The organism is Inquilinus sp. (assembly GCF_057815775.1).
Genome location: NZ_JBYRFX010000927.1, coordinates 1 through 24209 on the forward strand (window position 1 = coordinate 1; position 24209 = coordinate 24209).

Genomic DNA, 24209 nt, shown 5'->3' on the forward strand with positions numbered 1-24209 from the left:
GCTCGCCTATGCTCCGACGGTCAATTTTACGGGATCGGATGGGCCAATGGCGAGATACGCGCTGACCTTCCTCGACGGCACCTGGCAGGAGGGCAATCCTCCGATCATGGGGCCGCTGTCGCACGCCGCCTGGATGTCCTCGATCATCTTCGACGGCGCCCGCGGCTTCGAAGGCGTCGCGCCCGATCTCGACCGGCACTGCGTCCGCGCCGTCGCCTCGGCCCGGTTCATGGGGCTGGCGCCGACCAGGACGGCGGACGAGATCGAATCGCTGGCGCGCGAAGGGCTGGCGAAGTTCCCGAACGACGCCGCGGTCTACATCCGGCCGATGTTCTGGGCCGAGGATGGCTGGATCGAGCCCGACCCGGCGTCGACCCGGTTCTGCCTGTCGATCTACGAATCGGCGCTGCCGCTGCCGGGCGACGACGCCGCCTGTTTCGCCCAGGGGTTGCGCCGACCGTCGCCGGAGATGGCGCCGACCCTGGCCAAGGCCGCCTGCCTCTACCCGCAATCGGGCTTCGCCATGCGCCAGGCCAAGCAGCGCGGCTTCACCAATTCGGTGATGCTGGACCCGATCGGCAACGTCGCCGAGTTCGCCACCGCCAACATCTTCATGGCCAAGGACGGCGCGGTGCACACGCCGATCCCCAACGGCACCTTCCTGGCCGGCATCACCCGCAGCCGGGTGATCGAGCTGCTGCGCCATGATGGGGTCGAGGTGGTCGAGCGCGCGATCCGGCCGGACGAGCTGCGGGCGGCCGACGAGATCTTCCAGACCGGCAACTTCGCCAAGGTCCTGCCCTGCATCCGCCTTGAGGACCGCCACCTGCAGCCCGGGCCGTTCTACACCCGGGCGCGGGAGCTGTACTGGGACTGGGCCCACTCCTGAGTGGCTGTTTGGTAATGCTACTGACGCGGCCGCCTGACGGCAGTTTCTCCGCTTCCGGTGCTCACGGACGAAGATGTCCGCTGCGCTCCGGTTCTCGAAACCACCGCCATTCGACTCTCGCCAGCGCATTTCCAAGCAGCCTCTAACCGGACTACCGCCGATGGCCGATTCCGCCGCCGTTTCCACCGATCCTGTCTCCAAGGACACCCGCAACCTGATGCGGGTGCTCGAACACCAGGGCATCACCCTGGTGTTCGATGTCGGCGCCAATGTCGGCCAGTACGGCCAGCGGCTGCGCCGTGGCGGCTATGCCGGCCGCATCGTCTCGGTCGAGCCGCTGTCGTCCGCTCATGCGGCGCTGACCGCGGTGGCGGCGGACGACGCCGGCTGGACCGTCGAATCGCGGCTGGCGCTGGGCGACGGCGACACGCCGGTGACACTGCAGGTCTCGGGCGAAAGCGACATGAGCTCGGTGCTCGACTTCACGGCGGAGATGGCGGATCTGCTCGACGGTTCCGCCTATGTCGGCACCGAGGTGGCGTCGCAGGCGCGGCTGGAACGGATCTTCCCGCGCCATGCCCGGCCGGGCGACCGGGTGCTGCTGAAGATCGACACCCAGGGCACCGAAAAGCGGGTGCTGGAAGGTGCGCGCGGCGTGCTGCCCCGCATCGCCGCGGTGCAGATGGAGCTGTCGATCGTGCCGGTCTATGCCGGCGAACCCTCGTACCGCGACATGATCCAGCACATGGCCGAGCTGGGCTTCGCCCCGGCGCTGTTCATCCCCGGCTATTTCAACCGCCGCACCGCCAGGCTGATCGGCATGGACGGCGTGTTCGTGCGCCAGGGTTAGGGCTGGCCAGCCGCAGCGCCGCGCGGTATCGGAAGGCCATGGCGACTTCCCCGCGTCCCGGCCGCCTGCCGGTCCTCGACCTGCTCCGCGGCCTCGCGCTGCTGGCGATGGCCTTCTATCATTTCTCCTGGGATCTCAAGTTCTTCCGCTTCGTCGACTGGGACCTGCAGAACGGCGTCGCCTGGATCGTCGCGCGCTACCTGATCGCCGGCACCTTCCTGGCCCTGGTCGGCGCCGGCCTGGTGCTGTGGGACGGGCAGGGGCGGGACTGGCGGCGCTGGGCCATCCGCCTGGGCAAGATCGTGCTCGCCGCCGCCGCGGTCACGGTCGCGACCTGGTTCATCCTGCCGGACGAATACATCTTCTTCGGCATCCTCCACAGCATCGCCGTTGCCAGCCTGCTGGGGCTCGTGTTCCTCCGGCTGCCGGCCTGGGCCAATTTGATTCTCGGCCTCGCCGTAATCGCGCTGCCGATCGCCTGGCGGTCGACCCTGTTCGACCCGTCCTGGCTGCTCTGGCTCGGGCTCGGCACCGTGGCGGCGCGCAGCAACGACTATGAGCCGCTGTTCCCCTGGTTCGGGCCGGTGCTGCTGGGCATCGGCCTGGCGCGGCTGTGGCTGCGGGCCCGCGCACCGGGCGGCACGGTCGATGGCGGCGCGATCGGCCGGCCGCTGCGCTGGGCCGGACGGCATGCGCTGGGCTTCTACCTGCTGCACCAGCCGATCCTGATCGGCGCCCTGCTGCTGCTCGGCATGGCGCTGGGCCGCGACCCGCAGGCGATGCTGTCGCCGCCGCCGGACCCGGCACCGCTGCTGATCAACTGCCAGCTGGAATGCGAATCGCGCGGCGGCGGCATGGACAGCTGCCACGCCTATTGCGGCTGCATGGTCGACGGGGTGGTGGCGCAGAATCTATGGCCGGCGCTGCAGCCGGACACGACACCCGATCTGCGCGACCGGCTGGGCAAGCTGGTCATGGCCTGCAGCCGCTAGCTTTGCGCAACAGCGGGAATCCATCGGGCTGCGGCAGGTTACGCCGGCCGGAAAATTTCCTCGCACGCCGCCGGTCCGGGCCCTAGTCTCGGCGCCGATGTCCGGATTGCGCCGTCGATCGCCAGCATGACCAGTTCCACAGCGGAGACTCCGCCGGGCCAGCGGCGCGATGCCGGCTGGTCGGCGTTGATGACCGCTGCCCAAGCGGGCGACCGCGCCGCCTATCACCGGCTGCTGACCGAAATCACCCCCTATCTCCGGGCGCTGGCCCGTCGTTCGCTGCGCCGCCCGGCCGATGCCGAGGACGCGGTGCAGGACGTGCTGCTGACCCTGCACAGCATCCGCCAGACCTACGATCCCGGCCGCCCCTTCCAGCCCTGGCTGGTCGCGATCGCCGGGCGGCGCATCGTTGACCGGGTCCGGATCCAGATCCGCACCACCGGGCGCGAGACCGCGATCGAACCGTTCCAGGAAACCTTTGCCGCCCCCGAAACGAATGAGACAGGACTAGAGGCCGATTCGATCACGCTGCGACGCGCGATCGCGGACCTGCCGCCCGGCCAGCGCCAGGCGGTGGAACTGCTGAAGTTGAAGGACATGTCGCTGAAGGAGGCATCGGCCGCGAGTGGCGCGTCGGTGCCGGCGCTGAAGGTCGCGATGCATCGCGCGCTGAAGGCGCTGAAGGGGGCGTTGGGACCGAAATGACCGAGACGAGCCAGACTCGGACCGAAGACCTGATCGCGCAGCTGGCCGCCGACGCGCAGCCGGTCCGTCCCTTGCGGCCGCCGCTGCTGCGCGCGCTGTTCTGGCTGGCCATCGCCGTTGCCATGATCGCCGCCGTCGTCTGGGCCGTCGGGATGCGGCCCGATTTCATGGAGGAGATGGGCGAGACCCATTACCAGCTGGAATGGGCGGGCGCGTTGCTGACCGGCATCCTGTCGGCCATCGCCGCCTTCCATGTCAGCCTGCCGGACCGGTCGCGCGCCTGGGCGCTGGTGCCGTTGCCCGGCCTGGCCCTCTGGCTGTTCTCGATCGGCTATGGCTGCATGACCGACTGGGTGCGCCTCGGGCCGGAAGGCTTCGCGTTCGGCACCAGCTTCTTCTGCTTCCGCTCGATCCTCCTGATCAGCCTGCCGCTCTCGGTGGCGCTCTTGCTGATGCTGCGCCTCGCCGGGCCGGTGCGGCCGGTCGCGACGATCGCCAGCGGGCTGCTGGCGGCGTCGGCGCTGTCGGCCTGCGCCGTCGACATGTTCCATGGCGACGAGGCCACGCTGATGGTGCTGGTCTGGCATGGCGGTGCCGTGGCGGTGCTGGTCGGTCTCGGCACTCTGCTCAACCGCTCCCTGTTCGGGCTGTTCGGGCCACGCCGGACGACGTCTCCGACAGTCTGAGAGGCTCTATAAACGAGCCGCGCCCAGGATGTGGCCATCCGCCGCCTGCAGCAGCACGGCGGCCTGGTCGCCGGCCGGCCGCGCCGCCGCCACCGTGCCGCCGGGGGTCCAACCATCCAGCCGGGTCAGGCTGCGCACGACGTTGCGGTCGACCAGGGTCTGGCCGGCATTCTCGCCGCGCCGCACCGGCGTCTCATGCCGGTTGTCGAAGCCGACCAGCCACAGCACCGCGCCCGCCGGGGCGGCGGCGTCCACCGTGACCTGCAGCTTACCGGCCGCCGCCGCGATCGCCAGCGGCACTGACGGGTCGGCCTTGGCCGCCGCGATCGCCGTCTCCAGCGCCGAGCGGTCGGACCCGACCGCGTCGGTCGCGCCGTCGATCACCGCCTGCGGCGTGTAGATCTGGTCGGCACCCCACTGCGCGGCATAGGCATTTTGTCGCGCCGTGGCCCAGGCGCCGGAGAACGGGTCGACCCAGCCGAGGCGGTTCCAATAGTCGACATGGAAGGCGAGGGCGAGCACGCCGGGCCGGTCGGCCAGGGTCGACAGCAGCGCGTCCGCCGGCGGGCAGGACGAGCAGCCCTGCGAGGTGAACAGCTCCACCACCACCGGGCGCTCTGCCGCCAGGGCCGGGGCGGCGGTGAGGGCGGCAAAGGCCAGCAGGGCGGTGCCGAGACGGGGGCGGAGCATGGCGTGATCCTGTGATGGGGTCCTGACTCCAATACGGCGGACGGTGCACCGGCGTTACATGGATCTTGATTCGCGATTGATAATCGTTCTCATATAGTCGGGCTGTTCACCCAGGGAGTCCGGAATGGACGAAGACCTGATCACTGAGCCGACCGATCGCCGGGCGCTGCCATTCGCCGAGCAGCTCGTGCTATGGGCGTTGCGGCTCAGTGTCGTCGGATTGAAGACCGGTGCGCCGACCGACCACCCGGTGGTCCTGGCCTTTCGCAAGGTCGGTGCCGAGGCTGCGGCCGAGCACATCAACCTGCTGACCCGCATCGTCGGCTTCGGCGCCGAGCGGCGGGTCCAGATCGGCGTGCCCTGCGCCTTCACCGTGACCGAGGACGAGCGCCAGATCCTGGATCTGGTCGCCATCGGCCAGTCGGGCCGCGGCGTCTCCGGCACGCTGGTGCTGCGCGGCATGCTGTCCGCCGCCGCCTGCCGCGCCGCGGCCGGGCTGTGCGCGGAGCTGGGCGAGATGCTGGCCGGGGCCGGCGTCTACCTGCAGCGGCCGTCTGCGCCGCCGCGGCCGATGCCGCCGCGGGCCGCCAACCTGCCGTCCTTCGGCCTGGTCCGGGCGGTGGCGACATGAGCGAGGAAGACCATGATTGCGACGACGCCTCCGCGCCGCCGCTGACCCGGTCCGAGACGCTGCTGCTGTGGGCCGTCCGGGTCTGGGTCGTCGGCCATCGCCACGACATGCCGGTGCTGCCCAACCTGCGCACCGCCTTCCGCGACGAAGGCGTGCCGGCGGCGGCGGAGGCGGTGGACGACCTGATGGGCTTCATCGGCCACGGTGCCGGACGCACCATCCGGGTGAACTGCCCGCGCTGCCGGCAGGTGACCGAGGACGAGCGGCTGCTGCTGGATGTCGTGGCCCTGCACCAGCAGGGCGATGCCCTGTGGGCGCCGTTCCTGGTCCGCGCCATCCTGACCCCGGCGGCGGCCCGGCTGTGCGGCCCGCTGTTCCTGGCCGTGGCCGATACGCTGCGCGATGGCGGGGTGGTGCTGCCGGCGGTGGTGGACCAGGCGCCGCCGCCCGAGATCGTGGCGCATGCCGTCCCGGTGGGCGCGACAATTCATTAAGGGGCAGCCGGTCCATGGAGGGTTGCCCCGCGCCGTGTTTGCCGCCATGAATCGGTCCCGTGAATCCGATTGAAGCGACGATTGACCCGATGCGTGCCGGACGAGTGCTGCTGGTGGAAGACGACGTGCTGGTACGTCTTCTGGCCGTGGAGGCCCTGACCGATGGCGGCTTCGATGTCGCCGAGGCGGCCGACGCGCCGGAGGCGCTGCGCCTGCTCGACGGCACCGAATTCGACCTGATGGTTACCGATGTCGGCCTGCCCGGCATGAACGGGGCGGAGCTGGCGGCGCGGGTCCGGACCGAGCGGCCGCTGCTCAAGGTGCTGTTCACCACCGGCTACGGCGCCGAAGATGGCGTGCCGACCGACCTGCCGACCCTGCGCAAGCCCTACGCCGCCGACGCCCTGGCGGCGACGGTGCGGTCACTGCTGGCCGCACCCGCACGCTGAGCAGGCCGGGGCGGCTGGCCCCGGCCCGGTCCGATTGGCTCAGCGGCCGCCGTGACCACCGCCATGACCACCGCCCCCGTGGCTGCCATGACTGGTGCCGAAGCCGTGGCTGTGCGTCGCGGCCGCACCGGGCTGGCCGGACACGTGGCCGACGGCCACGGACCCCATCCTGTCATTGCGGCTGTTGTCGTCCGAGTCGTTCGGCGCCCCGGCAGCATCGGCGCCGGAGGCTTCGGCCGTCTGGGTCCACAGGGGCTGGGGCAGGAACCGCGGTTCGGCGGCCTGGGCGGAAACCGCCCCGACGAGAAGTCCGAGCACGACCAGGCCGGCCGGGCGTGCGGATTGCGACATGACCATGTCTCTGTCCTCAATTCATCTGAAGTCGGTGGCCGGCGATCGCGGCATCAGCGGATCGTTCAGATCCGTGTCGCGGGGCCCGGCCCCGGCGTCACACGTGTCGTCGCCATGGCGACGGGAAAGATCGTGTGCGTCCTGACAGATGGGGACTGTTTCGCCCTTGTAAACGGAGTTTACCAAAGGTTAAGGGCGATGGATTTATATTTTAATCTCCCGGAATTCAGCGATGCCGGGATTTGATAGGCGATGGTGATCGACTGATATCCGGCAGAAATTGTGTGGAATATTCAGCCGCTGCTTTACATGCGGAGGTGCGCTACTCCCCGCTGCGGCTGGCGCGGGGCCGCGAAGCAGCGGCCCCGGCTTGAACCGTTCAGCCGCCGCCGATGAATTTCGGGGCGCCGTGGACATGCGGCGCCAGCGGCTCGGTCGGGCCGCCGGGCATCAGCGGCCGGGGGGCGAAGCGGCCGAGCGAGATCAGCCGGTCGTACAGCACCAGCGCCCCGGCCAGGGACAGGTTCAGCGAGAACCGGGTCGGGATCTGCACGACATGGTCGCAGCGCGCCGTCATCTCCGGCGACAGGCCGCCGCGCTCCGACCCCAGGACATAGACGGCCTGGCGCGGGTGGCGGAAGCTCGGCAGTTCGACCGACTCGGCCATCAGCTCGATGCCGACCAGGGCCGCGCCCTTCGGCAGCGCGAACGACGCGACGTCGGGATAGCTGTACAGCGGCACGGTGCCGGCGGCGCTCGACGTGTCGCTCCAGCCGAAATCGACCTCGTCCGTGTTCGGCGCCACCGTGAAGCAGAAGCTGGCGCCGAAGGCGTGGGCCGTGCGCATCAGGGCACCGACATTCATCGGCTTGCTGATGCCCTCGCAGCCGATCGCGAAATAACCCTTCATCCGATCCCGTCCGTCTCGTCCGGTTCCGACCTTGCCCCGAGCCGGGCGCGAGGGCAAGGTGCGGCCGGAACGGCCCTGCTTTCCCCGGGGCGCGCACCGCCTTCATCCTGGCGAGACGATCATGACCGACCATCACGACCACGCTCACGGGCACGACCACGGTCCTGTCACCGGGACCGCCGACCTCGGCGCCGAGGGGGCGCCGATCCTGGTCGAGGTGACGCGGGGTTCGGTCGTGGAAAGCCGGCATCGCGGCAGCGCCCTGATCGTCGACCGTACTGGCGCGGTGCAGGGCCATTGGGGCGACATCACCCAGCCGGTCTATGCCCGCTCGGCGATCAAGTCGCTGCAGGCGATCCCGTTGGTCGAAAGCGGCGCGGCCGACGCCTTCGGCCTGGGCGACGAGGAACTGGCGCTGGCCTGCGCCTCGCACAATGGCGAACCCGGCCATGTCGAGCGCGTCGCCGCCTGGCTGGCGAAGATTGGCCTGTCCGAATCCGACCTGGAATGCGGCACGCATCTGCCGTTCCATGAAGGCTCGGCCCATGCGCTGGTGTGCCGGCATGAACACCCCTCGGCCCTGCACAACAACTGCTCGGGCAAGCACACCGGCTTCCTGACCACCGCGGTCCATCTCGGCGAGAAGACGCAGGGCTATGTCCGCTACACCCATCCGGTGCAGCAGCGCATCCTCGGCGTGCTCGAACAGATGACCGGCTGCGGCCTGGGGTCTGCGCCCTGGGCGGCGGATGGCTGCTCGATCCCGACCATCGCCATCCCGCTGGAAGGCCTGGCCTTCGCCATGGCGCAGATCGCCGACCCCGACGACCTGCCGGAAAAGCGCCGCGCCGCGGTGCTGCGCATCCGCAAGGCCTGGGGCGCCCAGCCCTTCTTCGTCGCCGGCACCGGCCGGTTCGACACCGAGATCATGCAGGCCTGCCGCGGCCGGGTGATGACCAAGATGGGCGCCGAAGGCGTGTTCTGCGCCGTGCTGCCGGATTACGGCCTGGGCGTCGCCCTGAAGATCGAGGACGGGGCCGAGCGGGCGTCGAATGTCGCCATGGCCGCGATCCTGAAGCGGATCGGCGCGCTTGATGATGCCGACCCTGACATCACCGGCCGCTGGCTGGCGCCCGAGATCAAGACCCGGCGGGGCGTGACGGTGGGTGTCGTACGCGCCGCCGCCGGGCTTACCTCTTAGTTGGATCGATTCCAGGCGGCGGTGGCGAAGCCGGCGGCGACCAGCACGCCGGCGCCGGCCCGGTTGATCACGCGCAGCACCGAGGGCCGGCCGATGGTGTCGCGCAGCCGGGCACCGATCCAGGCATAGGCGGCGGCGTTCAGCGCGGCGAGGGTGACGAAGGTCCCCACCAGCACCGCCATCTGCGGCAGCAGCGGCGCCTCCGGATGCACGAACTGCGGCAGGAAGGCGACGAAGAACACGATGCTCTTCGGGTTCAGCGCCGTTACGGCGAAGGCGTGCAGCAGCATGGCCCGCGGCGACCTCTCGGTGGGGGCGGCCAGCCCCTCGGCCGTCGGCGCGGCGCGCCACAGCTTGACGCCGAGATAGATCAGATAGGCGGCGCCGATCCATTTCAGCACCGTGAAGGCGGCGGAGGAGGCGGCCAGCAGGGCGCCCAGGCCCACCATCGACAGTGTCATCGCCGTCAGGTCGCCCAGCGCCACCCCGGCCACGATCCACCAGGCATGCGACCGGCCGCGGCCCAGCGCATAGGACAGCACCAGGGTGATGGTCGGTCCGGGAATGATCAGGACGATGCCGGCGGCGAGCAGGAAGGCGAACCAAAGGTCGAGGGACATAGGGGGCTCCGGTCGGATGGTCCGGCCAGCAATCCATGGGGCGCGGGCTTTGTCCAGCCCGACGCTCGGCCACGACGGAGCCCTCCGTGTAAACGCATTGTTCATTGAAACGACCTAGCGATTTGTTCCTAATATGTTCTATGTACAACGCCACCAATCCCGATCCCCACGCCCTGCGCCGCGACCTCGCACTCCAGCAGGTCGGCACGCTGACCCGATTGGCCGATCTCGGCATGCAGCTGGCCGAGGTGGCCGCCGCCCGCGCCCTGGCGGCCGAAGCCCAGCCGCCGGCCGCCAAGGCCGGCGCAGCGCTGCCCGAGGATGTGGCCCCGGCTCCGGCTCCGGCTCCGGCCGCGACCGACAATCCCGGCCGCGACTTCGCCCGCTTCGCCCTGGCGGTGCGGCAGGCACTAGCCCTGCGCACCCGCACCCTCGACGGCCTCTGCGCCCAGGACAGGGCCGACCGCAAGGCGCGGCGCGCCCGCCATCGCGGCGAGGTGCTGGACATCCTGCACGACCTGATCTGGTTCGGCACCGAACGCAACCGAGAGGCCCTGACCGACGACCTCAACGAGCGGATCAGGGATCTCTACGAGGATGAAGAGGATCGGGTCGAAGACCGGCCGGTCGCCTCGGTGGTGACGGATCTGTGCTGCGGCCTCGACCTGGTCCGGGAATGGCACCGGCGGCGCGGGGAATTCGCCTGCGGGCCGCAGCCGGACCGGCCGTCGGGCAGCGCCGCCGCGGTCCGGGCCGAACGGTCGCGCCGGCAGGCCGCCGTCACCGCCATCCTCGACCAGGCCATCGCCGGCGTGCCGGATCCACGCCGGATTCCGGACCTCCAGGCCGGGCTGGCGGCCCGGATGCAGGAGGCCGATGTCGAGGACCTGCTCGACACCGAATCCGTCGAGGTCGCCGCCATCCGCCTCTGCCGATCCCTCGGCCTCAGCCCCGGCGATCTCGAGATCCACCTCCTCGCCGCCGCGGACACCGGGTGACGGTTGCCCGATGCCTCGCGGCGATGGATGCTGAACCGTCACAACTTCGTTTGTATACGAACAATGATTGGTTCAGACTGCCCGATGTCGCTGCAATCATCTGTCCGAGGCACCATGCGCATCGATGTCGGGCCCGATCGTGATCCGGCCCTGCGCCGCCGGCAGGGGACGTCGGCCGGCCGGTGATGAGAGCGAAGAAAACCGACACGGTCCTGCGCGTGAACGGCCGGGAGATGCGGTCGCCCGCCGATCCCGCCACGCCGCTGATGCTGGTGCTGCGCAACGACTTCCGGCTGAACGGCCCGAAATACGGCTGCGGCCTGGGCGAATGCGGCGCCTGCCTGGTGCTGGTCGACGGCAAGGCGGCTCGCAGCTGCACCCTTCCGGTCGGTGCCATGGCCGGGCACGCGGTGACGACGCTGGAGGGGCTGGGCAGCGAGGACAATCTGCATCCGGTGCAGCAGGCCTTCATCGATGAGCAGGGCGCCCAGTGCGGCTACTGCCTGAACGGCATGATCATCCGCACGGTGGCGCTGCTGGCGGCCAATCCGCGGCCGTCGGAGGCGGAGATCCGCGAGGCACTGCGCTTCAACCTGTGCCGCTGCGGCACCCATGTCGAGATCCTGGCCTCGGTCCGGCGCGCGGTCGTGCTGACCGGCGGGGCGGGGGCGCCATGACCCCGTCGGCCCTGGCCGGCCTGACCGCGGCGGAGCTGCTGGAGGCCGCGGACACCCTGCTTGTCTACCGCCGCGCCGGCGACGCACCCGGGGGTGATGTCGAACCCTTCATCTGCCTGTCGGCGGCGGACGACATCATCGGCTATTGCGGCCATGTCGATCTCGGCCAGGGCATCCGCACCGCCCTGACCCAGATCGTGGCGGAGGAGCTGGATGTCGCCGTCGCGGCGGTCGAGATGGTGCTGGGCGACACCGCCCGCGCCCCGAACCAGGGCCCCACCATCGCCAGCGACAGCGTCCAGCATTCGGCCGTGCCGCTGCGCAAGGCGGCGGCGCAGGCGCGCGCGGCGCTGGTGCAACGCGCCGCCGAACGGCTGGGCGTGCCGGCGGCCGACCTGCGGGTCGAGGACGGGCTGATCGGCACCGAGGGCGGCAACCGCCGCATCGCCTATGGCGAGCTCCTGGCCGGCGAGCGCATCCGGCTGGAGCTGGATGACGGCCAGGCGGTGAAGCCGGTCGCGGAATACCGCGTGGTCGGCCAGCGCCAGCCCCGGGTCGACATTCCGGCCAAGGCCACCGGCCGCACCGTCTTCGTCCACGACCTCCGGGTCGACGGCATGGTGCATGGCCGGGTCGTGCGGCCGCCCTATGCCGGTGTCGACCACGGCCCCTTCGTCGGCACCAGCCTGGTCGCGGTGGACGAGGGCTCGGTCGCCCATCTGCCCGGGTTCATCGCCGTGATCGCGATCGGCGATTTCATCGGCGTGGTGGCGGAGCGGGAAGAGCAGGCGGCGGCGGCGGCCGAGGCCCTGCGGGTCGAGTGGAAACCGGTGCCCACCCTGCCGGATCTCGGCGACCTCGCCACCGCGCTGCGCGCCAACCCGTCGACGCCGCGGCGGGTCGAGGACCGCGGCGATGTCGACGCCGCCTTGGCCGGGGCCGCCACCCGGCTGCAGCGCCGCTATGTCTGGCCCTACCACATGCATGGGTCGATCGGCCCGTCCTGCGCCGTCGCGGATGTGCGCGGCGATGTCGCCAAGGTGTGGGCCGGCACCCAGAACCCGCATCCGTTGCGCACCGACCTTGCCCGGCTGCTCGATCTGCCGGAGGCGGCGGTCGATCTGGTGCGGATGGAGGCGGCGGGCTGCTACGGCCGCAACTGCGCCGACGATGTGGCGGCGGATGCGGCGCTGCTGTCCCGTGCCGTCGGCCGGCCGGTCCGGGTGCAGCTGACCCGCGCGCAGGAGCATCTATGGGAGCCGAAGGGCACGGCCCAGCTGATGGAGGTCGATGGCGGGCTCGACGCCGCCGGCGACGCCGTGGCCTATGACTACCAGTCGCGCTACCCGTCGAACGGCGCCCCGACCCTGGCGCTGCTGCTGACCGGCAAGGTGCCGCCGGTGCCGCTGGTGTTCGAGATGGGCGACCGCACCTCGGTCCCGCCCTACGACTATGCCAACCGTCGCGTCACCATCCACGACATGCCGCCGATCGTCCGCGCCTCCTGGCTGCGCGGCGTCTCGGCCCTGCCCAACACCTTCGCGCATGAAAGCTGGATCGACGAGGCGGCGGCCGCGGCCCGGGTCGACCCGATCGAATACCGGCTGCGCTATTTGCACGAACCGCGGGCGCGCGACTTGGTCGAACGCACCGCCGCCGAGGCCGGCTGGACCCCGCGCACGACATGGGGGACCGAGGGCGGCGAGGGCGACATCCTGCGCGGCCGCGGCTTCGCCTATGCCCTCTACGTCCACAGCAAGTTCCCGGGCTATGGCGCCGCCTGGTCGGCCTGGGTCGCCGATGTCGAGGTCAACCGTGCGACCGGCGAGGTCGCGGTCACCCGCATCACCAACGGCCACGATGCCGGGCTGATGATCAACCCGGCCGGGGTGCAGCACCAGATCCACGGCAACATCGTCCAGTCGATCAGCCGGGCGACGCGGGAAGAGGTGCGGTTCGAAGCTGGCCTGCCGGCGGTGCGGGAATGGGGCGGCTACCCGTTCCTGGGCTTCCCGGATCTGCCGCCGATCGACACGCTGATGATCGAACGGCCGGACCAGCCGCCGCTCGGCGCCGGCGAATCCGCCTCGGTGCCCAGCGCCGCGGCCATCGCCAACGCGATCTACGACGCCTGCGGCATCCGCTTCCGCGAACCGCCCTTCACGCCGGAGAAGGTGAAGGACGCCCTGGCCCGGGCCGGCATGCTGGCCGCGCCGGTGCCGCAGCCCCCGGCGCCGGTCCTGGCCCTCGCCACACCCATCCTGCCGCGCCGCAGCCGCAAGGGCTGGAAGGCCTGGCTGCTCGGCGCCGGTGCCGCCTTGGCCGGCACCGTGGTGGCGGCACTGCCGTGGCGGCCGGAGATCGCGCCGATCGCCCGGCCCGACCCGTCGGTCTATTCGGCGGCCACGATCGAACGCGGCCGCCAGCTGGCGGCGCTGGGCGACTGCGCCGTCTGCCACACCGGACCGGATGGGGTGGTCAATGCCGGCGGCCATGCCATGGCGACGCCGTTCGGCACGGTCACTTCCACCAACATCACGCCGGACGCCGCGACCGGCATCGGCGCCTGGTCCTACCCCGCCTTCGAACGGGCGATGCGGCAGGGCATTAGCCGCGACGGCCATCACCTGTACCCGGCCTTCCCCTATCCGCACTTCACACGCATCGCCGACGCCGACATGCAGGCGCTGTACGCCTATCTCATGGCCCAGCCGGCGGTGGCGTCGACGCCGCCGAAAACGGCGCTGCCCTTCCCGATGAACCTGCGGCCGCTGGTGGCCGGCTGGAACGCGCTTTTCCTGCGCCAGGGCGAACTACAGCCGGAGCCGGCGCAGTCGGCGGAGTGGAACCGCGGCCGCTATCTGGTCGAAGGCCTCGGCCACTGCTCCGCTTGCCACGCACCGCGCAACGCGCTGGGGGCGGAGAAGGGCGGCGATGCCGCCACCCTCGCCGGCGGCTGGGCCGATGGCTGGGAGGCGCCGGCGCTGACCGCGCTGTCCCGCGCGCCGGTGCCGTGGAGCGAGGCCGAACTGTTCCAGTATCTGCGCACCGGCTATTCGCCGCTGCACGGCCCGGCCGGCGGCCCGATGGCGCCCGTGGTGGCGGAGCTGTCGGCCCTGCCCGACACCGACATCCGCGCCATGGCGGCCTATCTCGCCTCCTACAACCCGCCGGATCCCGGTGCGGACAGCCGCGCCGTCCAGGCCGCCGCCGCCGTGGCGGCGACACAGGACCCGGTCGCCGCCAGCCCGGCCGCACGGCTGTATGACGGGGCCTGCGCCGTGTGCCATGAGGGCGGCGAGCGGCCGGACCTGTTCGGCATCCGCCCGTCGCTGGCGCTGAACAGCAACCTGTTTTCCGACCGGCCGGACAATCTGGTCCGGGTGATCCTCGACGGTGCCGCGGGGCCGGCGGCGGGCCGGCACGGCGCCATGCCGGCCTTCCGCGACGCGCTGAATGACGCCCAAGTCACCGATCTCGTCGCCTATCTCCGCAGCCGCTTCGCCCCGGGCCGGCCGGCCTGGGACGGACTCGGGGCGACGGTGCAGCGCCTGCGGGCGGCGGCGGCCGATGGCGGTCCGGCACCGGCTTTGCCATAGTCGGCGCATGGAGACGGTGTGGCTCGAGGATTTCCTGGCGGTGCTGGATGAGGGCGGGTTTTCCCGTGCCGCGGAGCGCCGTGCCGTCAGCCAGCCCGCCTTCAGCCGGCGGATCCGCTCGCTGGAAGACTGGGTCGGCACCGCCCTGTTCGACCGCAGCACGCATTCCGTCCAGCTGACGCCCGCGGGCGAACGCTTCCGCCCGGCGGCGGAGGAGATGGTGCGGCGGCTGCAGGCCGGGCGGGAGGCGGCGCTGGTCGCGGCCCAGGCGACCACCGACACCCTGCGCTTCGCCGCGACACAGGCGCTGTCGCTGACCTTCTTCCCGGCCTGGCTGCGGTCGCTGGACGCCACGGCGGCGCTCACGGTGCAATTGACCGCCGACACCATGGTTGCCTGCGAGAGGCTGATGGTCGAAGGCCGGGCGCAGTTCCTGCTGTGCCACGACCATCCGGCGGCGGCGTCGCGGCTGGCCGCCGACAGCTTCCGGTCGATCCCGCTGGGCCGTGACGTGCTGCTGCCGGTGATGGCGCCTGGCCTGGCCGGGACGGAGCTGCCCAATCTCGCCTACACCGCCGAATCAGGCATGGGCCGCATCCTGGCGGCGGCGTGGCGCGAGGCGGGGCGGGCGGCACCGGCCGAACCAGCCTTCTCCTCGCATCTCGCCGGCGTGCTGGCGGCGATGGCGCGCGACGGCCGCGGCCTCGCCTGGTTGCCGCTCAGCCTGGTTGCCGATGACCTCGCCGCCGGCCGGCTGGTGCGGGCCGGGGCGGACGAGGTGCCGATGGAGATCCGCCTGTTCCGCCCCAAGGCCCGCCAGAGCCCGGCCGCCGAGGCGTTCTGGGACCGCGCGGCGGCGTTGAGCCGCGAAGCCTAGGCCGAGAAGAACGCCAGCAGCTCCGCCGCCGTTTCCTCCGGTCGTTCCTCCTGCAGGGTGTGGCCGCAATCGAAGGCGCGACCGCGGACGTCGCGGGCCTTTTCCCGCCAGGTCTCCAGCACGTCGTACAGCGTCCCGACCGTGCCCTGGGCGCCCCAGATCGCCAGCAGCGGCGCCGTGACTGGCGTGTCGGCATCGCCGGCGTCGTGGTCGAGGTCGATCGTCGCCGCGGCGCGGTAATCCTCGCAGATGGCGTGGCGGGTCGCCGGGTCGCGGTAGCAGCGCAGGTACTCGGCGAAGGCCGCCGGCTCGGTCGCGCCGGGGGTCTTGCTCTGGCCGTCGATGTGCTTGCGCAGGAAGAACTCCGGGTCGGCGCCGATCATCCGCTCCGGCAGCGGCTCCGGCTGGATCAGGAAGAACCACCAGAAATAGCGGGTGGCGAATGCCTTGTCGGTGCGGGCGTACATCGTCGCCGTCGGCGCGATGTCGATGACGGCGAGGCGCGTCACCGCATCCGGATGGTCCAGCGCCATGCGGTGCGCCACCCGGCCGCCGCGGTCATGGCCGGCGACGCCGAAGCGGTCATGGCCCAACAGCCGCATCAGCGCCACCTGGTCGGCCGCCATGCTGCGCTTGGCATAGGCGATGTGGCGCTCGCCGCCCGCCGGCTTGCTGCTGTCGCCATAGCCGCGCAGATCGGCGGCGACCACGGTGAAGTGCTGCGCCAGGGCCGGCGCCACCTTGCGCCAGGTGGCATGGGTCTGCGGGTGGCCGTGCAGCAGCAGCAGGGGCGGGCCCTTGCCGCCGATCGCGGCGCGGATGGTCTGGCCGGTGGCGACGGCGGCGTCGACCAGCCGGAACCCGGCCAGGAAGGGCGAGGCGCCGTGCTCGATCAGGCCAGCCATGGGTGCTCCGCGAGATAGCCCTGTTCGAAGCCGCTTATGGCGTCGCGGTGCTGCAGCGTGGTGCCGACGGCGTCCAGCCCCAGCACCAGCGCCTCCTTGCGGCCCGGCTCGATGTCGAAGCCGATGGTGGATCCGTCCGGCAGCGTGATCCGCTGCCCCGGCAGGTCGATGCCCAGCCGGTTGCTGCCGGCCTCCGACGCCAGCGCCATCAGCCGGTCGACGGTTCCGGCGTCCAGGGTGATGGCCAGCAGGCCGTTGCGGGCGCAGTTGTCGAAGAAGATGCCGGCGAAGCTGGTGCCGATCAGCGCCCGGATGCCGAGCTGGCCGAGGCCCCAGACCGCATGCTCGCGGCTGGAGCCGCAGCCGAAATTCGGGCCGACCACCAGGAAGCTTGCATCGCGCCAGCCCGCCCGGTTCAGGATGAAGCCGGGACGTTCGGCGCCAGCCTCGTCGAAGCGCAGGTCGCGGAAGGTGCCGTCGCGCAGGCCGCTGCGGTCGATGCCCTTCAGGTACTGCTTGGGCATGATGACGTCGGTGTCGACATTCGCCGCCGGCAGCGCCGCCGCCGGGCCGGAGACGAGGGTGAATGGCTGCATGGTCAGGCCCTCCCGACCGGCTGGCGCGGGTCGGTCAGCCGGCCGTTGATGGCGGCGGCCGCAACCATTGCCGGGCTCATCAGATGGGTCCGGCCACCGGCGCCCTGCCGGCCCTCGAAGTTGCGGTTGGTGCTGGACGCACAGCGCTCGCCGGTGCCCAGCACGTCGTCATTCATCGCCAGGCACATCGAGCAGCCGGATTGCCGCCATTCGAAGCCGGCCTCGGTGAAGATCCGGTCCAGCCCCTCGGCCTCGGCCTGCCGCTTCACGGCGCTGGAGCCCGGCACCACCATGGCCCGCACCCCGGCGGCAACGTGGCGGCCACGGACCACCGATGCGGCGTCGCGCAGATCCTCGATCCGGGCGTTGGTGCAGGAGCCGATGAAGGCGCGCTCGATGGCGATGTCGCTCAGCCGCATTCCCGGGGCCAGGCCCTGATCGGCCAGCGCCCGCTCCATGTCCCGCCGCCGGTCCGGGTCGGGCTCCGCCGCCGGGTCCGGGATGCGGTCGCCGATCGGCGCGGCTTGGTCCGGGCTGGTGCCCCAGCTGACCATTGGCTCGATCGTGCCGGCCTCCAGCACGATCTCGCGGTCGAAGCGGGCGTCGGGGTCGCTGGCCAGCCGGCGCCAGGCGGCTACGGCCTGGTCCCACAGGGCGCCCTGCGGCGCGCGGGGCCGGCCGCGGAGATACTCGAACACCCGCTCATCCGGTGCCACCAGGGCGCCGCGCGCGCCGCATTCGACCGCCATGTTGCACAGGGTCATCCGCCCCTCGACGCTCAGCGCCGCGATGGTGTCGCCGGCGAATTCGATGGCGTAGCCGGTCGCGCCCGACGCACCGATCCGGCGGATCAGCGCCATCACCACATCCTTGGCCCGGACGCCCGGCGCCAGCGGGCCGCTGACGGTGACGCGCATCGACTTCAGCCGGCGATACACCAGCGTCTGGGTCGCCAGGTAATGCTCGATGTCGGAGGTGCCGATGCCGAAGCCCAAGGCACCGAAGGCGCCATAGGTCGTGGTGTGGCTGTCGCCCGCCGCGATCACCATGCCCGGCAGCACCATGCCCAGCTCCGGCATCACCACATGCTCGATGCCCTGCAGCGGGTGCAGCACGTCGAACAGCTCGATGCCGAAATCACGGCAGTTCTCGGCGAAATAGGCGGTCTGCCCGGCCGCGCCCGGATCGGGCATCGCCGCCGTGCGGTGCGCCGCGGTCGGGTTCACATGGTCAACGGTGCCCAGCGCTGCGCCGGGGCGCCACAGCGTGCGGCCGGCCTCGCGCAGCCCGGTGAAGGCCTGCGGGCTGGTGTATTCGTTGAGCACGGTGCGGTCGATGTACAGCAGCACCTGTCGCCCCTCGGGGTCGAAGCTGCGCACGGTGTGGCTGTCGACCAGCTTGTCGTACAGCGTCCTGGCTGGGGCCGGCACGGTGGTCCTCCGGATCTTCCTGGCGTTGTGCCAAGCCCAAGCATGCACCGCGGCATCGGCGGCGGTGATGCAATGTTTGCATCAATTCATCCGGCCCGCTCGGGCCCTGAGATTGACAAACACGAATATATATTCGTATTTCTGAGGCAGGGCAGCGCGCGCCGATGGCCCACCGCCCCGGCATCATCAGGGAGAACGATCTTGGTCCCATCCAGTGAGCCGACATCCCGGGCGCGACGCGCAGCGCTCCTGGCCGTGGCACTCTGCCTCGGCGCCCAGCCGGTGCTGGCCGACGACCCGGGCCTGCCGAAATCCCCGGCCGAGGCAGCGGCAATCGAGCAGGGCGACGCGCTGCCGATCACCGCCTTCTACGACACGCCGGCCGATCTCGGCGCCAGCAAGCCGGGCGACCTGCTGCGGCAGGAACCCTTCGTCAGCGAGGCGCTGCCCGCCGAGGTCAAGGCGGTGCGCATCCTCTACCGCTCGACCGGGCCGGACGGCGCCGGCGTCGCCACCTCGGGCGTCGTTTTGTATCCGGCAGGGGCGCCGCCCGCCGGCGGCTGGCCGATCATCGCCTGGGCGCATGGCACCAGCGGCATGGCCCGGGCCTGCGCCCCTTCGGCGATGAAGGACGTCTATTACGGCGACGACCTGTTCGGCATGGTCAAGGCGGGCTTCGCCGTGGTCGCCACCGATTATCACGGCCTCGGCACCGTGGGGCCGCACCGCTACATGGACAAGGTCGCCCAGGCGAACGATGTGATCGCGTCGGTCCCGGCCGCTCGGGCGGCGGTGCCCGGCCTCGGCCGGCCCTGGGCGGTCGACGGCCATTCCCAGGGCGGGCTCGCCGCCTGGGGCGTGGCCGAGGCGCAGGCGACGCTGAAGGACCCGGATTATCGCGGCGCGGTGGCCGTGGCCGGCGCGACCCATCTGCCGCGGCTGCTGACCCATCCGGAGGAGACCAAGGGCGCCGGCTTCTACTTCGCCTGGCACGCCTATGCCGTGCAGGCGCGCTATCCCGAGTTCAAGCCGGGCGACATGCTGTCGGCCGCCGGCATGGCGCATTACGACGATGCCGTGGCCGAGGGCTGCTGGCTGTATGGCTATGCCAGCTATCTCGGCATCGACGACACGGCGATGCTGAAGCCGGACTGGAAGGACAACCCGTGGGTGCAGCGCTTCTACCGCGAGACCACGGCCGGCGCCGATCCGCTGGGCGGGCCGATCTTCATCATCGCCGGCGAGGCCGACATGTCGGTACCGCTGGCCGGCATAAAGGAGACGGTGGCGAAGGCTTGCGCCAACGGACAGGCCGTGACCTTCCGCAGCTATCCCGGCCTCGACCACGACCCGACCATGTCGGAATCGGTGCCGGACCAGCTCGCCTGGATCCGCGACCGCCTCGCCGGCAAGCCGGCGCCGGGCAACTGCGCGAAATAGCGCGGGGTCGGCCGATGCGCGGATGACGCGTTCGGGCATAGAGTGCATGCGGCACGCTCGCCCGTGGAGACTCCGCCTTGCCCAGCCCGTCCGTCATCGCCCGCGTCACGCCCATCCGGGCCGACAAGTACCTGTTCGTCGAGATCGAGACCCGCGACGGCCGGGTCGGCACCGGTGAGGCGGCGGCCTGGGCCTACATCGAGCCGACGGCGGCGGCTATCGAGAAGTTTGGGACCTATCTGGCCGGCCAGGATGCCGAACGGATCGAGCATCACTGGGCGGTGATGCGCCGCTTCGGCAGCTACAGCGGCGCGGTGTCGATGGCGGCGCTGTCGGCGATCGACATGGCGCTGTGGGATCTGAAGGGCCAGCGGCTCGGCGAGCCGATCCACGCACTGTTCGGCGGCCCCTACCGCTCCCGCATCCGGGTCTATGGTCAGGCCAAGGGCCACACCCGGGACGCGCTGGTGGCCAGCTGCACGGCGCTGAAACAGGCCGGCTTCAACGCGATCGGCCACATCAACCCTTTCCTCGACGAGGATGCCGGCGTCCCGTTCGACCGGCCCTACGCCGCCCGCATGGCCGAAGGCCTCGAGACGCTGGCGGCAGTGCGCGCCGCGATCGGCGACGACACCGACATGGCTGTCGAGATCCATCGCCGGCTGCGCCCGGCCGAGGCGATCGCCTTCGGCAACCGCATCTCGCATCTGGCGCCGCTGTTCTACGAGGATCCGGTGCGCCCCGGCTCCGTCGCCGCGATGGCCGCGGTGCAGGCCCAGCTCGACATCCCGGTGGCGACGGGGGAGCGGCTCTATTCTGCCGAGCAGTTCCTGGAGCTGCTGCAGGCCGGCGCCGCCCGCTACATCCGGCCCTGCCTCGGCCTGTGCGGCGGCTTCACCGGTGCGCGCCGGATCGCGGCGATCGCCGCTGCCTTCGATGTCGATGTCGTGCCGCACAACACCTATTCGCCGGTTGCCACCATGGCGTCGATCCACTTCGCCGCAGCGACGCCGAACCTGCTGATCCTGGCATATCCGACCGCGCGCTTCACCGACGATGTCGCCGGCACCGGGCTGATGGCGGCCGAGCTGACCACAGCGGTCCCCGTCTTCGCCGCCGGGTCCGTCGCGGTCGGCGATGCGCCGGGCCTCGGCACCCGGCTGGTCGACGGCGTCGCGGCGCTGCATCCTTACCGCCCGATCGAGGTCGGCATGCGCGCGCATGCTGACGGCTCCCCAATTGAGCACTGAGGCAGGCTCGATGAAGATCACCGGCGTCTCGACCGAATACTATGCCTGGCCGCGGACCAGCCCGATCCGGAACGGCACCCACACCTGGACCGAAATCCGGCGCTGCGTGGTCAAGGTCGAGACCGATGACGGCGTCACCGGCATCGGCATCGGCGGCGCCTCGCCCGGGGAGATCGCGATCCGCGACGCCTTCATCCCGACGCTGATCGGGATGGACCCGCTGATGAGCGGGCAGGTGTGGTCGACCCTGCGCGACCCCAAGGTCTATGGCCGGCGCGGGCACGAAACCTACGCCCAGTCCTCGATCGATTTCGCGCTGTGGGATCTGAAGGCCAAGGTCGCGGGGCTGCCGCTGCACCGCCTGCTCGGTGGTTGCAGCCGGCGGATTCCGTACTACATCGCCGGCGGCTATTACGGCCGCGACAAGACCCTGGCCGACGTGCAGCGCGAGATGGCCGGCTATGTCGGCCTCGGTGCCCGCGCCGTGAAGATGAAGGTCGGTGCCGTGCCGGTGGCCGAGGATGTGGCGCGGGTGCGGGCGGTGCGCGACGCGATCGGGCCGGACATCCGCCTGATGCTGGACGCCAACTGCGCCTACCAGGCGCATGAGGCGGTGGCGTTCGGCCGCCGGGTCGAGGAGTCAGACATCTTCTGGTTCGAGGAACCGGTCGGCCCGGACGACTACGAGGGCTACGCCCGGATCGGGTCGAAGCTCGCCATCCCGCTGGCCGCCGGCGAACAGGAATACGGCAAGTTCGGCTTCCGCGACCTGATCGCCACCGGCGGCGTCGCCTTTCTGCAGCCGGATGCGCGCCTGACCGGCGGGGTCACCGAATTCATGAAGATCGCCGCCCTGGCCGAAACCCACGGCCTGTCGATCTCCAGCCATGGCGACCAGCAGATGCACGCGGCCCTGATGGCGGCGGTCCCGAACGGGTCGTACATCGAGTGCTACACCGAGATGGTCGACACGAAGCACGGCGTCTTCTACCGCGCGCCGCTGCAGCCGTCGCCGGACGGCTATATCGAGGTGCCGGACGCGCCGGGCGCCGGCTGGGATGTCGACGAAGCGGCGATGCGGCCATTCCGGGTGTCGGCGGGCTGACAGGCCCTCCGCGACGTTCGGCAGCATGGCGCCGGTGTCGGGGGATATGGTGCGATCGAAGCCAGGCGGGTGAATGGCCGATGCGGCGTGGGGGCACGCTCGTGGTGGACTCTTCCGAAGCAGGACAACCATGCCCCCGAAACAGATCGTCCCCGGCCTCTATGCGATTCCCGCTGGCCCGGTGAACACCTTCCTCATCGACTCGCCGGATGGTTGCACGCTGATCGATGCCGGCTTCCCCGGCAAGGCGGACACCATCCTCGGCGCCGTGCGCAGCCTGGGCAAACAGCCCAGCGACATCCGCCACATCGTGGTGACGCACGCCCACCCCGACCATATCGGCAGCTTGGCGGCGCTGAAGGAAGCGACCGGCGCGCCGGCCTACATCCATCCGCTCGACGCCCCGATCGCGGCGGCCGGGGGCGGGTTCCGCCCGGTGCGGCCGGCGCCGGGGCTGCTGCGGCATCTGATGTTCCGGGCCTTCGTCCGGATGGGCCAGACCGTGCCGCCGGCCACGGCCGAATTCCATGTGCGCGACGGCGACGTGCTGCCGGTGGCGCCGGGCGGGCTGAAGGCGCTGGCCGCCCCCGGCCATTGCGCGGGCCAGCTGGCCTTCCTGTGGCCGGGGCATGGCGGCGTGCTGTTCGCGGCGGATGCGTGCAGCAGCATGCTCGGCCTGGGTTGGTCGATCTGCTACGAGGATTTCGCCGCCGGCCGGCGCAGCCTGGCCCGGCTGGCGGCGCAGAATTTCGAGGTCGCCTGCTTCGGCCATGGCGGCGCCATCCGGGGCGGTGCGGCGGCGCGGTTCCGGGCGAAATGGGGCGCCGGGCGCTGATCCCGGCGCCGATTCCGGTCGCGCCTGGGCTCAGGCCAGATTGAAGGTCAGCACGCCCAGCTTTCCGATCGAACTTTCGATCTTGTCGCCGGCCTTCAGCCACACCTGCTTGTCCTTCGGCATGCCCAGGATGACGCCGGGCGGCGTGCCGGTGAAGATGATGTCGCCCGGCTCCAGCGCGAACAGCCTGGAGGCGTAGGACACCATCGTCTGGGTGTTGAAGATGAAGTTACGGGTGTTGTCCGACTGGCGCACCTCGCCATTCACCTTGGTCTGGATATCCAGGGCGTTCGGATCGCCGACCAGATCGGCCGAGACGAAATACGGGCCGATCGGGGCGAAGCCGTCCAGGGTCTTGCCGACCATCCACTGGCCGCCGGTTTCGAGCTGCAGGTCGCGCGCCGAGAAGTCGTGCCCCACGGCGTATCCGGCGACATGGTCCAGCGCCTCGGCCTCGCTGACATTGCGCGCCGTCTTGCCGATCACGATCAGCAGCTCGGTCTCGTAATCGAACTTATACGAGACATCTTTCGGCGGCAGCGTGATCGTCGACTGATGGGCGGCCAGGGCGTTATTGTACTTGTTGAACAGGATCGGTTGTTTCGGCGCCTGCGCCCCGGTCTCGTCCGCATGGGCCTTGTAGTTCAGGCCGACGCAGATGATCTTGCCGGGGTTGGTGAACAGCCGGCCGAAGGTGATCTGGCCCTCGTCCAGCCAGGCCGGGGCGGCACCGGGCACGGCAGCCGCCTCGACCAGGGCGGCCAGGCCGGCCGCATTCCCCGTCCGCAGCAGCCGTTCCAGCGTCGTCGGGGCGTGCAGGCCGAGCAGCGTGTTCGCCTTGGCGACATCCAGCACGCCCTTCGGCGTCTTCACGCCGAGTGTCTCGCCACCATGGCGCTGCCGGATCGCCAGCAGGGTGACGCCCCGCGGCATCTCATGCGGGCCGGTGTAGGGGGGCGGGGCGGCCGCCTCGGCATCGGAGCCGGCAGCGGTGATCGCGGATGCCGCCGCCACCGACAGCAGCCCGGC

At 70.9% G+C, this 24209-nt stretch carries 25 protein-coding genes; 17 read left to right on the forward strand and 8 right to left on the reverse strand.

Going from position 1 to position 24209, the window contains the following annotated elements:
• The first annotated feature begins 46 nt into the window (after window positions 1-46).
• The 5 genes from AC3XYG_RS33040 to AC3XYG_RS33060 all read left to right on the forward strand — a co-directional run bounded on the left by AC3XYG_RS33040 (window position 47) and on the right by AC3XYG_RS33060 (window position 4122).
• Complete coding sequence (locus AC3XYG_RS33040; RefSeq protein ID WP_489144131.1) at window positions 47-889, forward strand: branched-chain amino acid aminotransferase; 843 nt, start codon at window positions 47-49, stop codon at window positions 887-889.
• A 160-nt stretch (window positions 890-1049) separates the two neighbouring features.
• On the forward strand, window positions 1050-1739 hold the full coding sequence (locus tag AC3XYG_RS33045) for an FkbM family methyltransferase (RefSeq protein WP_489144132.1): 690 nt from the start codon (window positions 1050-1052) through the stop codon (window positions 1737-1739).
• A gap of 38 nt (window positions 1740-1777) precedes the next feature.
• A complete protein-coding gene (locus tag AC3XYG_RS33050) occupies window positions 1778-2731 on the forward strand; it encodes a heparan-alpha-glucosaminide N-acetyltransferase (RefSeq protein WP_489144133.1) in 954 nt (317 codons plus the stop codon).
• A 126-nt stretch (window positions 2732-2857) separates the two neighbouring features.
• Window positions 2858-3436, forward strand: coding sequence for a sigma-70 family RNA polymerase sigma factor (locus AC3XYG_RS33055; protein WP_489144134.1), 579 nt, complete (start codon window positions 2858-2860; stop codon window positions 3434-3436).
• Window positions 3433-4122 carry an NrsF family protein gene (locus AC3XYG_RS33060; protein ID WP_489144135.1) on the forward strand — a complete coding sequence of 230 codons (690 nt, stop codon included), beginning with the start codon at window positions 3433-3435 and terminating at the stop codon, window positions 4120-4122. The genes AC3XYG_RS33055 and AC3XYG_RS33060 overlap by 4 nt, the downstream gene beginning before the upstream one ends.
• A gap of 6 nt (window positions 4123-4128) precedes the next feature.
• Here AC3XYG_RS33060 and AC3XYG_RS33065 read toward each other — a convergent pair whose 3' ends face one another.
• Complete coding sequence (locus AC3XYG_RS33065; protein WP_489144136.1) at window positions 4129-4812, reverse strand: DUF1223 domain-containing protein; 684 nt, start codon at window positions 4810-4812, stop codon at window positions 4129-4131.
• 124 nt (window positions 4813-4936) lie between these two features.
• On the opposite strand from AC3XYG_RS33065, the gene AC3XYG_RS33070 reads away from it, so the two are divergent.
• The 3 genes from AC3XYG_RS33070 to AC3XYG_RS33080 all read left to right on the forward strand — a co-directional run bounded on the left by AC3XYG_RS33070 (window position 4937) and on the right by AC3XYG_RS33080 (window position 6386).
• Window positions 4937-5443 (forward strand): hypothetical protein, encoded by a 507-nt coding sequence (locus AC3XYG_RS33070; protein WP_489144137.1) that lies wholly within the window; start codon window positions 4937-4939, stop codon window positions 5441-5443.
• Window positions 5440-5937, forward strand: a complete 498-nt coding sequence (locus tag AC3XYG_RS33075) for a hypothetical protein (RefSeq protein ID WP_489144138.1) — start codon at window positions 5440-5442, stop codon at window positions 5935-5937. Before AC3XYG_RS33070 ends, AC3XYG_RS33075 begins: the two co-directional genes overlap by 4 nt.
• 89 nt (window positions 5938-6026) lie before the next feature.
• Window positions 6027-6386, forward strand: coding sequence for a response regulator (locus tag AC3XYG_RS33080; RefSeq protein ID WP_489144139.1), 360 nt, complete (start codon window positions 6027-6029; stop codon window positions 6384-6386).
• Window positions 6387-6425: 39 nt separating this feature from the next.
• Here AC3XYG_RS33080 and AC3XYG_RS33085 read toward each other — a convergent pair whose 3' ends face one another.
• Together AC3XYG_RS33085 and AC3XYG_RS33090 are read right to left on the reverse strand one after the other, a co-directional pair.
• Entirely contained in the window at window positions 6426-6743 is a 318-nt protein-coding gene (locus AC3XYG_RS33085) for a hypothetical protein (protein ID WP_489144140.1), read from the reverse strand.
• A gap of 373 nt (window positions 6744-7116) precedes the next feature.
• Complete coding sequence (locus tag AC3XYG_RS33090) at window positions 7117-7647, reverse strand: RNA methyltransferase (protein WP_489144141.1); 531 nt, start codon at window positions 7645-7647, stop codon at window positions 7117-7119.
• Between the two features lie 121 nt (window positions 7648-7768).
• On the opposite strand from AC3XYG_RS33090, the gene AC3XYG_RS33095 reads away from it, so the two are divergent.
• Complete coding sequence (locus AC3XYG_RS33095; RefSeq protein WP_489144142.1) at window positions 7769-8848, forward strand: asparaginase; 1080 nt, start codon at window positions 7769-7771, stop codon at window positions 8846-8848.
• Here the strand turns inward: AC3XYG_RS33095 and AC3XYG_RS33100 are convergent.
• Window positions 8845-9468 carry a LysE family translocator gene (locus tag AC3XYG_RS33100; protein WP_489144143.1) on the reverse strand — a complete coding sequence of 208 codons (624 nt, stop codon included), beginning with the start codon at window positions 9466-9468 and terminating at the stop codon, window positions 8845-8847. The genes AC3XYG_RS33095 and AC3XYG_RS33100 overlap by 4 nt on opposite strands.
• Window positions 9469-9608: 140 nt before the next feature.
• Here AC3XYG_RS33100 and AC3XYG_RS33105 point away from each other — a divergent pair, with 140 nt between their 5' ends.
• From AC3XYG_RS33105 to AC3XYG_RS33120, 4 genes are all read left to right on the forward strand, one after another.
• Complete coding sequence (locus tag AC3XYG_RS33105) at window positions 9609-10466, forward strand: hypothetical protein (protein WP_489144144.1); 858 nt, start codon at window positions 9609-9611, stop codon at window positions 10464-10466.
• Between the two features lie 185 nt (window positions 10467-10651).
• Window positions 10652-11143, forward strand: coding sequence for a (2Fe-2S)-binding protein (locus tag AC3XYG_RS33110; protein ID WP_489144145.1), 492 nt, complete (start codon window positions 10652-10654; stop codon window positions 11141-11143).
• On the forward strand, window positions 11140-14742 hold the full coding sequence (locus AC3XYG_RS33115) for a molybdopterin cofactor-binding domain-containing protein (protein WP_489144146.1): 3603 nt from the start codon (window positions 11140-11142) through the stop codon (window positions 14740-14742). The genes AC3XYG_RS33110 and AC3XYG_RS33115 overlap by 4 nt, the downstream gene beginning before the upstream one ends.
• A 7-nt stretch (window positions 14743-14749) precedes the next feature.
• Entirely contained in the window at window positions 14750-15619 is an 870-nt protein-coding gene (locus tag AC3XYG_RS33120) for a LysR family transcriptional regulator (RefSeq protein ID WP_489144147.1), read from the forward strand.
• Here AC3XYG_RS33120 and AC3XYG_RS33125 read toward each other — a convergent pair.
• From AC3XYG_RS33125 to leuC, 3 genes are read right to left on the reverse strand one after another with little or no spacing between them, the layout of a single operon-like run.
• Window positions 15616-16524, reverse strand: coding sequence for an alpha/beta fold hydrolase (locus AC3XYG_RS33125; protein WP_489144148.1), 909 nt, complete (start codon window positions 16522-16524; stop codon window positions 15616-15618). The genes AC3XYG_RS33120 and AC3XYG_RS33125 overlap by 4 nt on opposite strands.
• Complete coding sequence (leuD, locus tag AC3XYG_RS33130) at window positions 16512-17120, reverse strand: 3-isopropylmalate dehydratase small subunit (protein ID WP_489144149.1); 609 nt, start codon at window positions 17118-17120, stop codon at window positions 16512-16514. The genes AC3XYG_RS33125 and leuD overlap by 13 nt, the downstream gene beginning before the upstream one ends.
• A gap of 2 nt (window positions 17121-17122) precedes the next feature.
• Window positions 17123-18550, reverse strand: a complete 1428-nt coding sequence (gene leuC / locus AC3XYG_RS33135) for a 3-isopropylmalate dehydratase large subunit (protein WP_489144150.1) — start codon at window positions 18548-18550, stop codon at window positions 17123-17125.
• Window positions 18551-18751: 201 nt separating this feature from the next.
• Between leuC and AC3XYG_RS33140 the strand changes: the two genes are divergently transcribed.
• The 4 genes from AC3XYG_RS33140 (at window position 18752) to AC3XYG_RS33155 (ending at window position 23180) form a co-directional block, all read left to right on the forward strand.
• The gene (locus AC3XYG_RS33140; protein ID WP_489144151.1) at window positions 18752-19990 is read left to right on the forward strand and encodes a lipase family protein; all 1239 of its coding nucleotides are present in this window, start codon (window positions 18752-18754) and stop codon (window positions 19988-19990) included.
• Window positions 19991-20067: 77 nt separating this feature from the next.
• Entirely contained in the window at window positions 20068-21240 is a 1173-nt protein-coding gene (locus tag AC3XYG_RS33145) for a mandelate racemase/muconate lactonizing enzyme family protein (protein ID WP_489144152.1), read from the forward strand.
• 10 nt (window positions 21241-21250) lie between these two features.
• Window positions 21251-22345 carry a mandelate racemase/muconate lactonizing enzyme family protein gene (locus AC3XYG_RS33150; RefSeq protein WP_489144153.1) on the forward strand — a complete coding sequence of 365 codons (1095 nt, stop codon included), beginning with the start codon at window positions 21251-21253 and terminating at the stop codon, window positions 22343-22345.
• A 130-nt stretch (window positions 22346-22475) separates the two neighbouring features.
• Complete coding sequence (locus AC3XYG_RS33155; protein ID WP_489144154.1) at window positions 22476-23180, forward strand: MBL fold metallo-hydrolase; 705 nt, start codon at window positions 22476-22478, stop codon at window positions 23178-23180.
• A 30-nt stretch (window positions 23181-23210) separates the two neighbouring features.
• Here the strand turns inward: AC3XYG_RS33155 and AC3XYG_RS33160 are convergent, their stop codons facing one another.
• Entirely contained in the window at window positions 23211-23918 is a 708-nt protein-coding gene (locus AC3XYG_RS33160) for a fumarylacetoacetate hydrolase family protein (RefSeq protein WP_489144155.1), read from the reverse strand.
• Window positions 23919-24209: the final 291 nt, after the last annotated feature.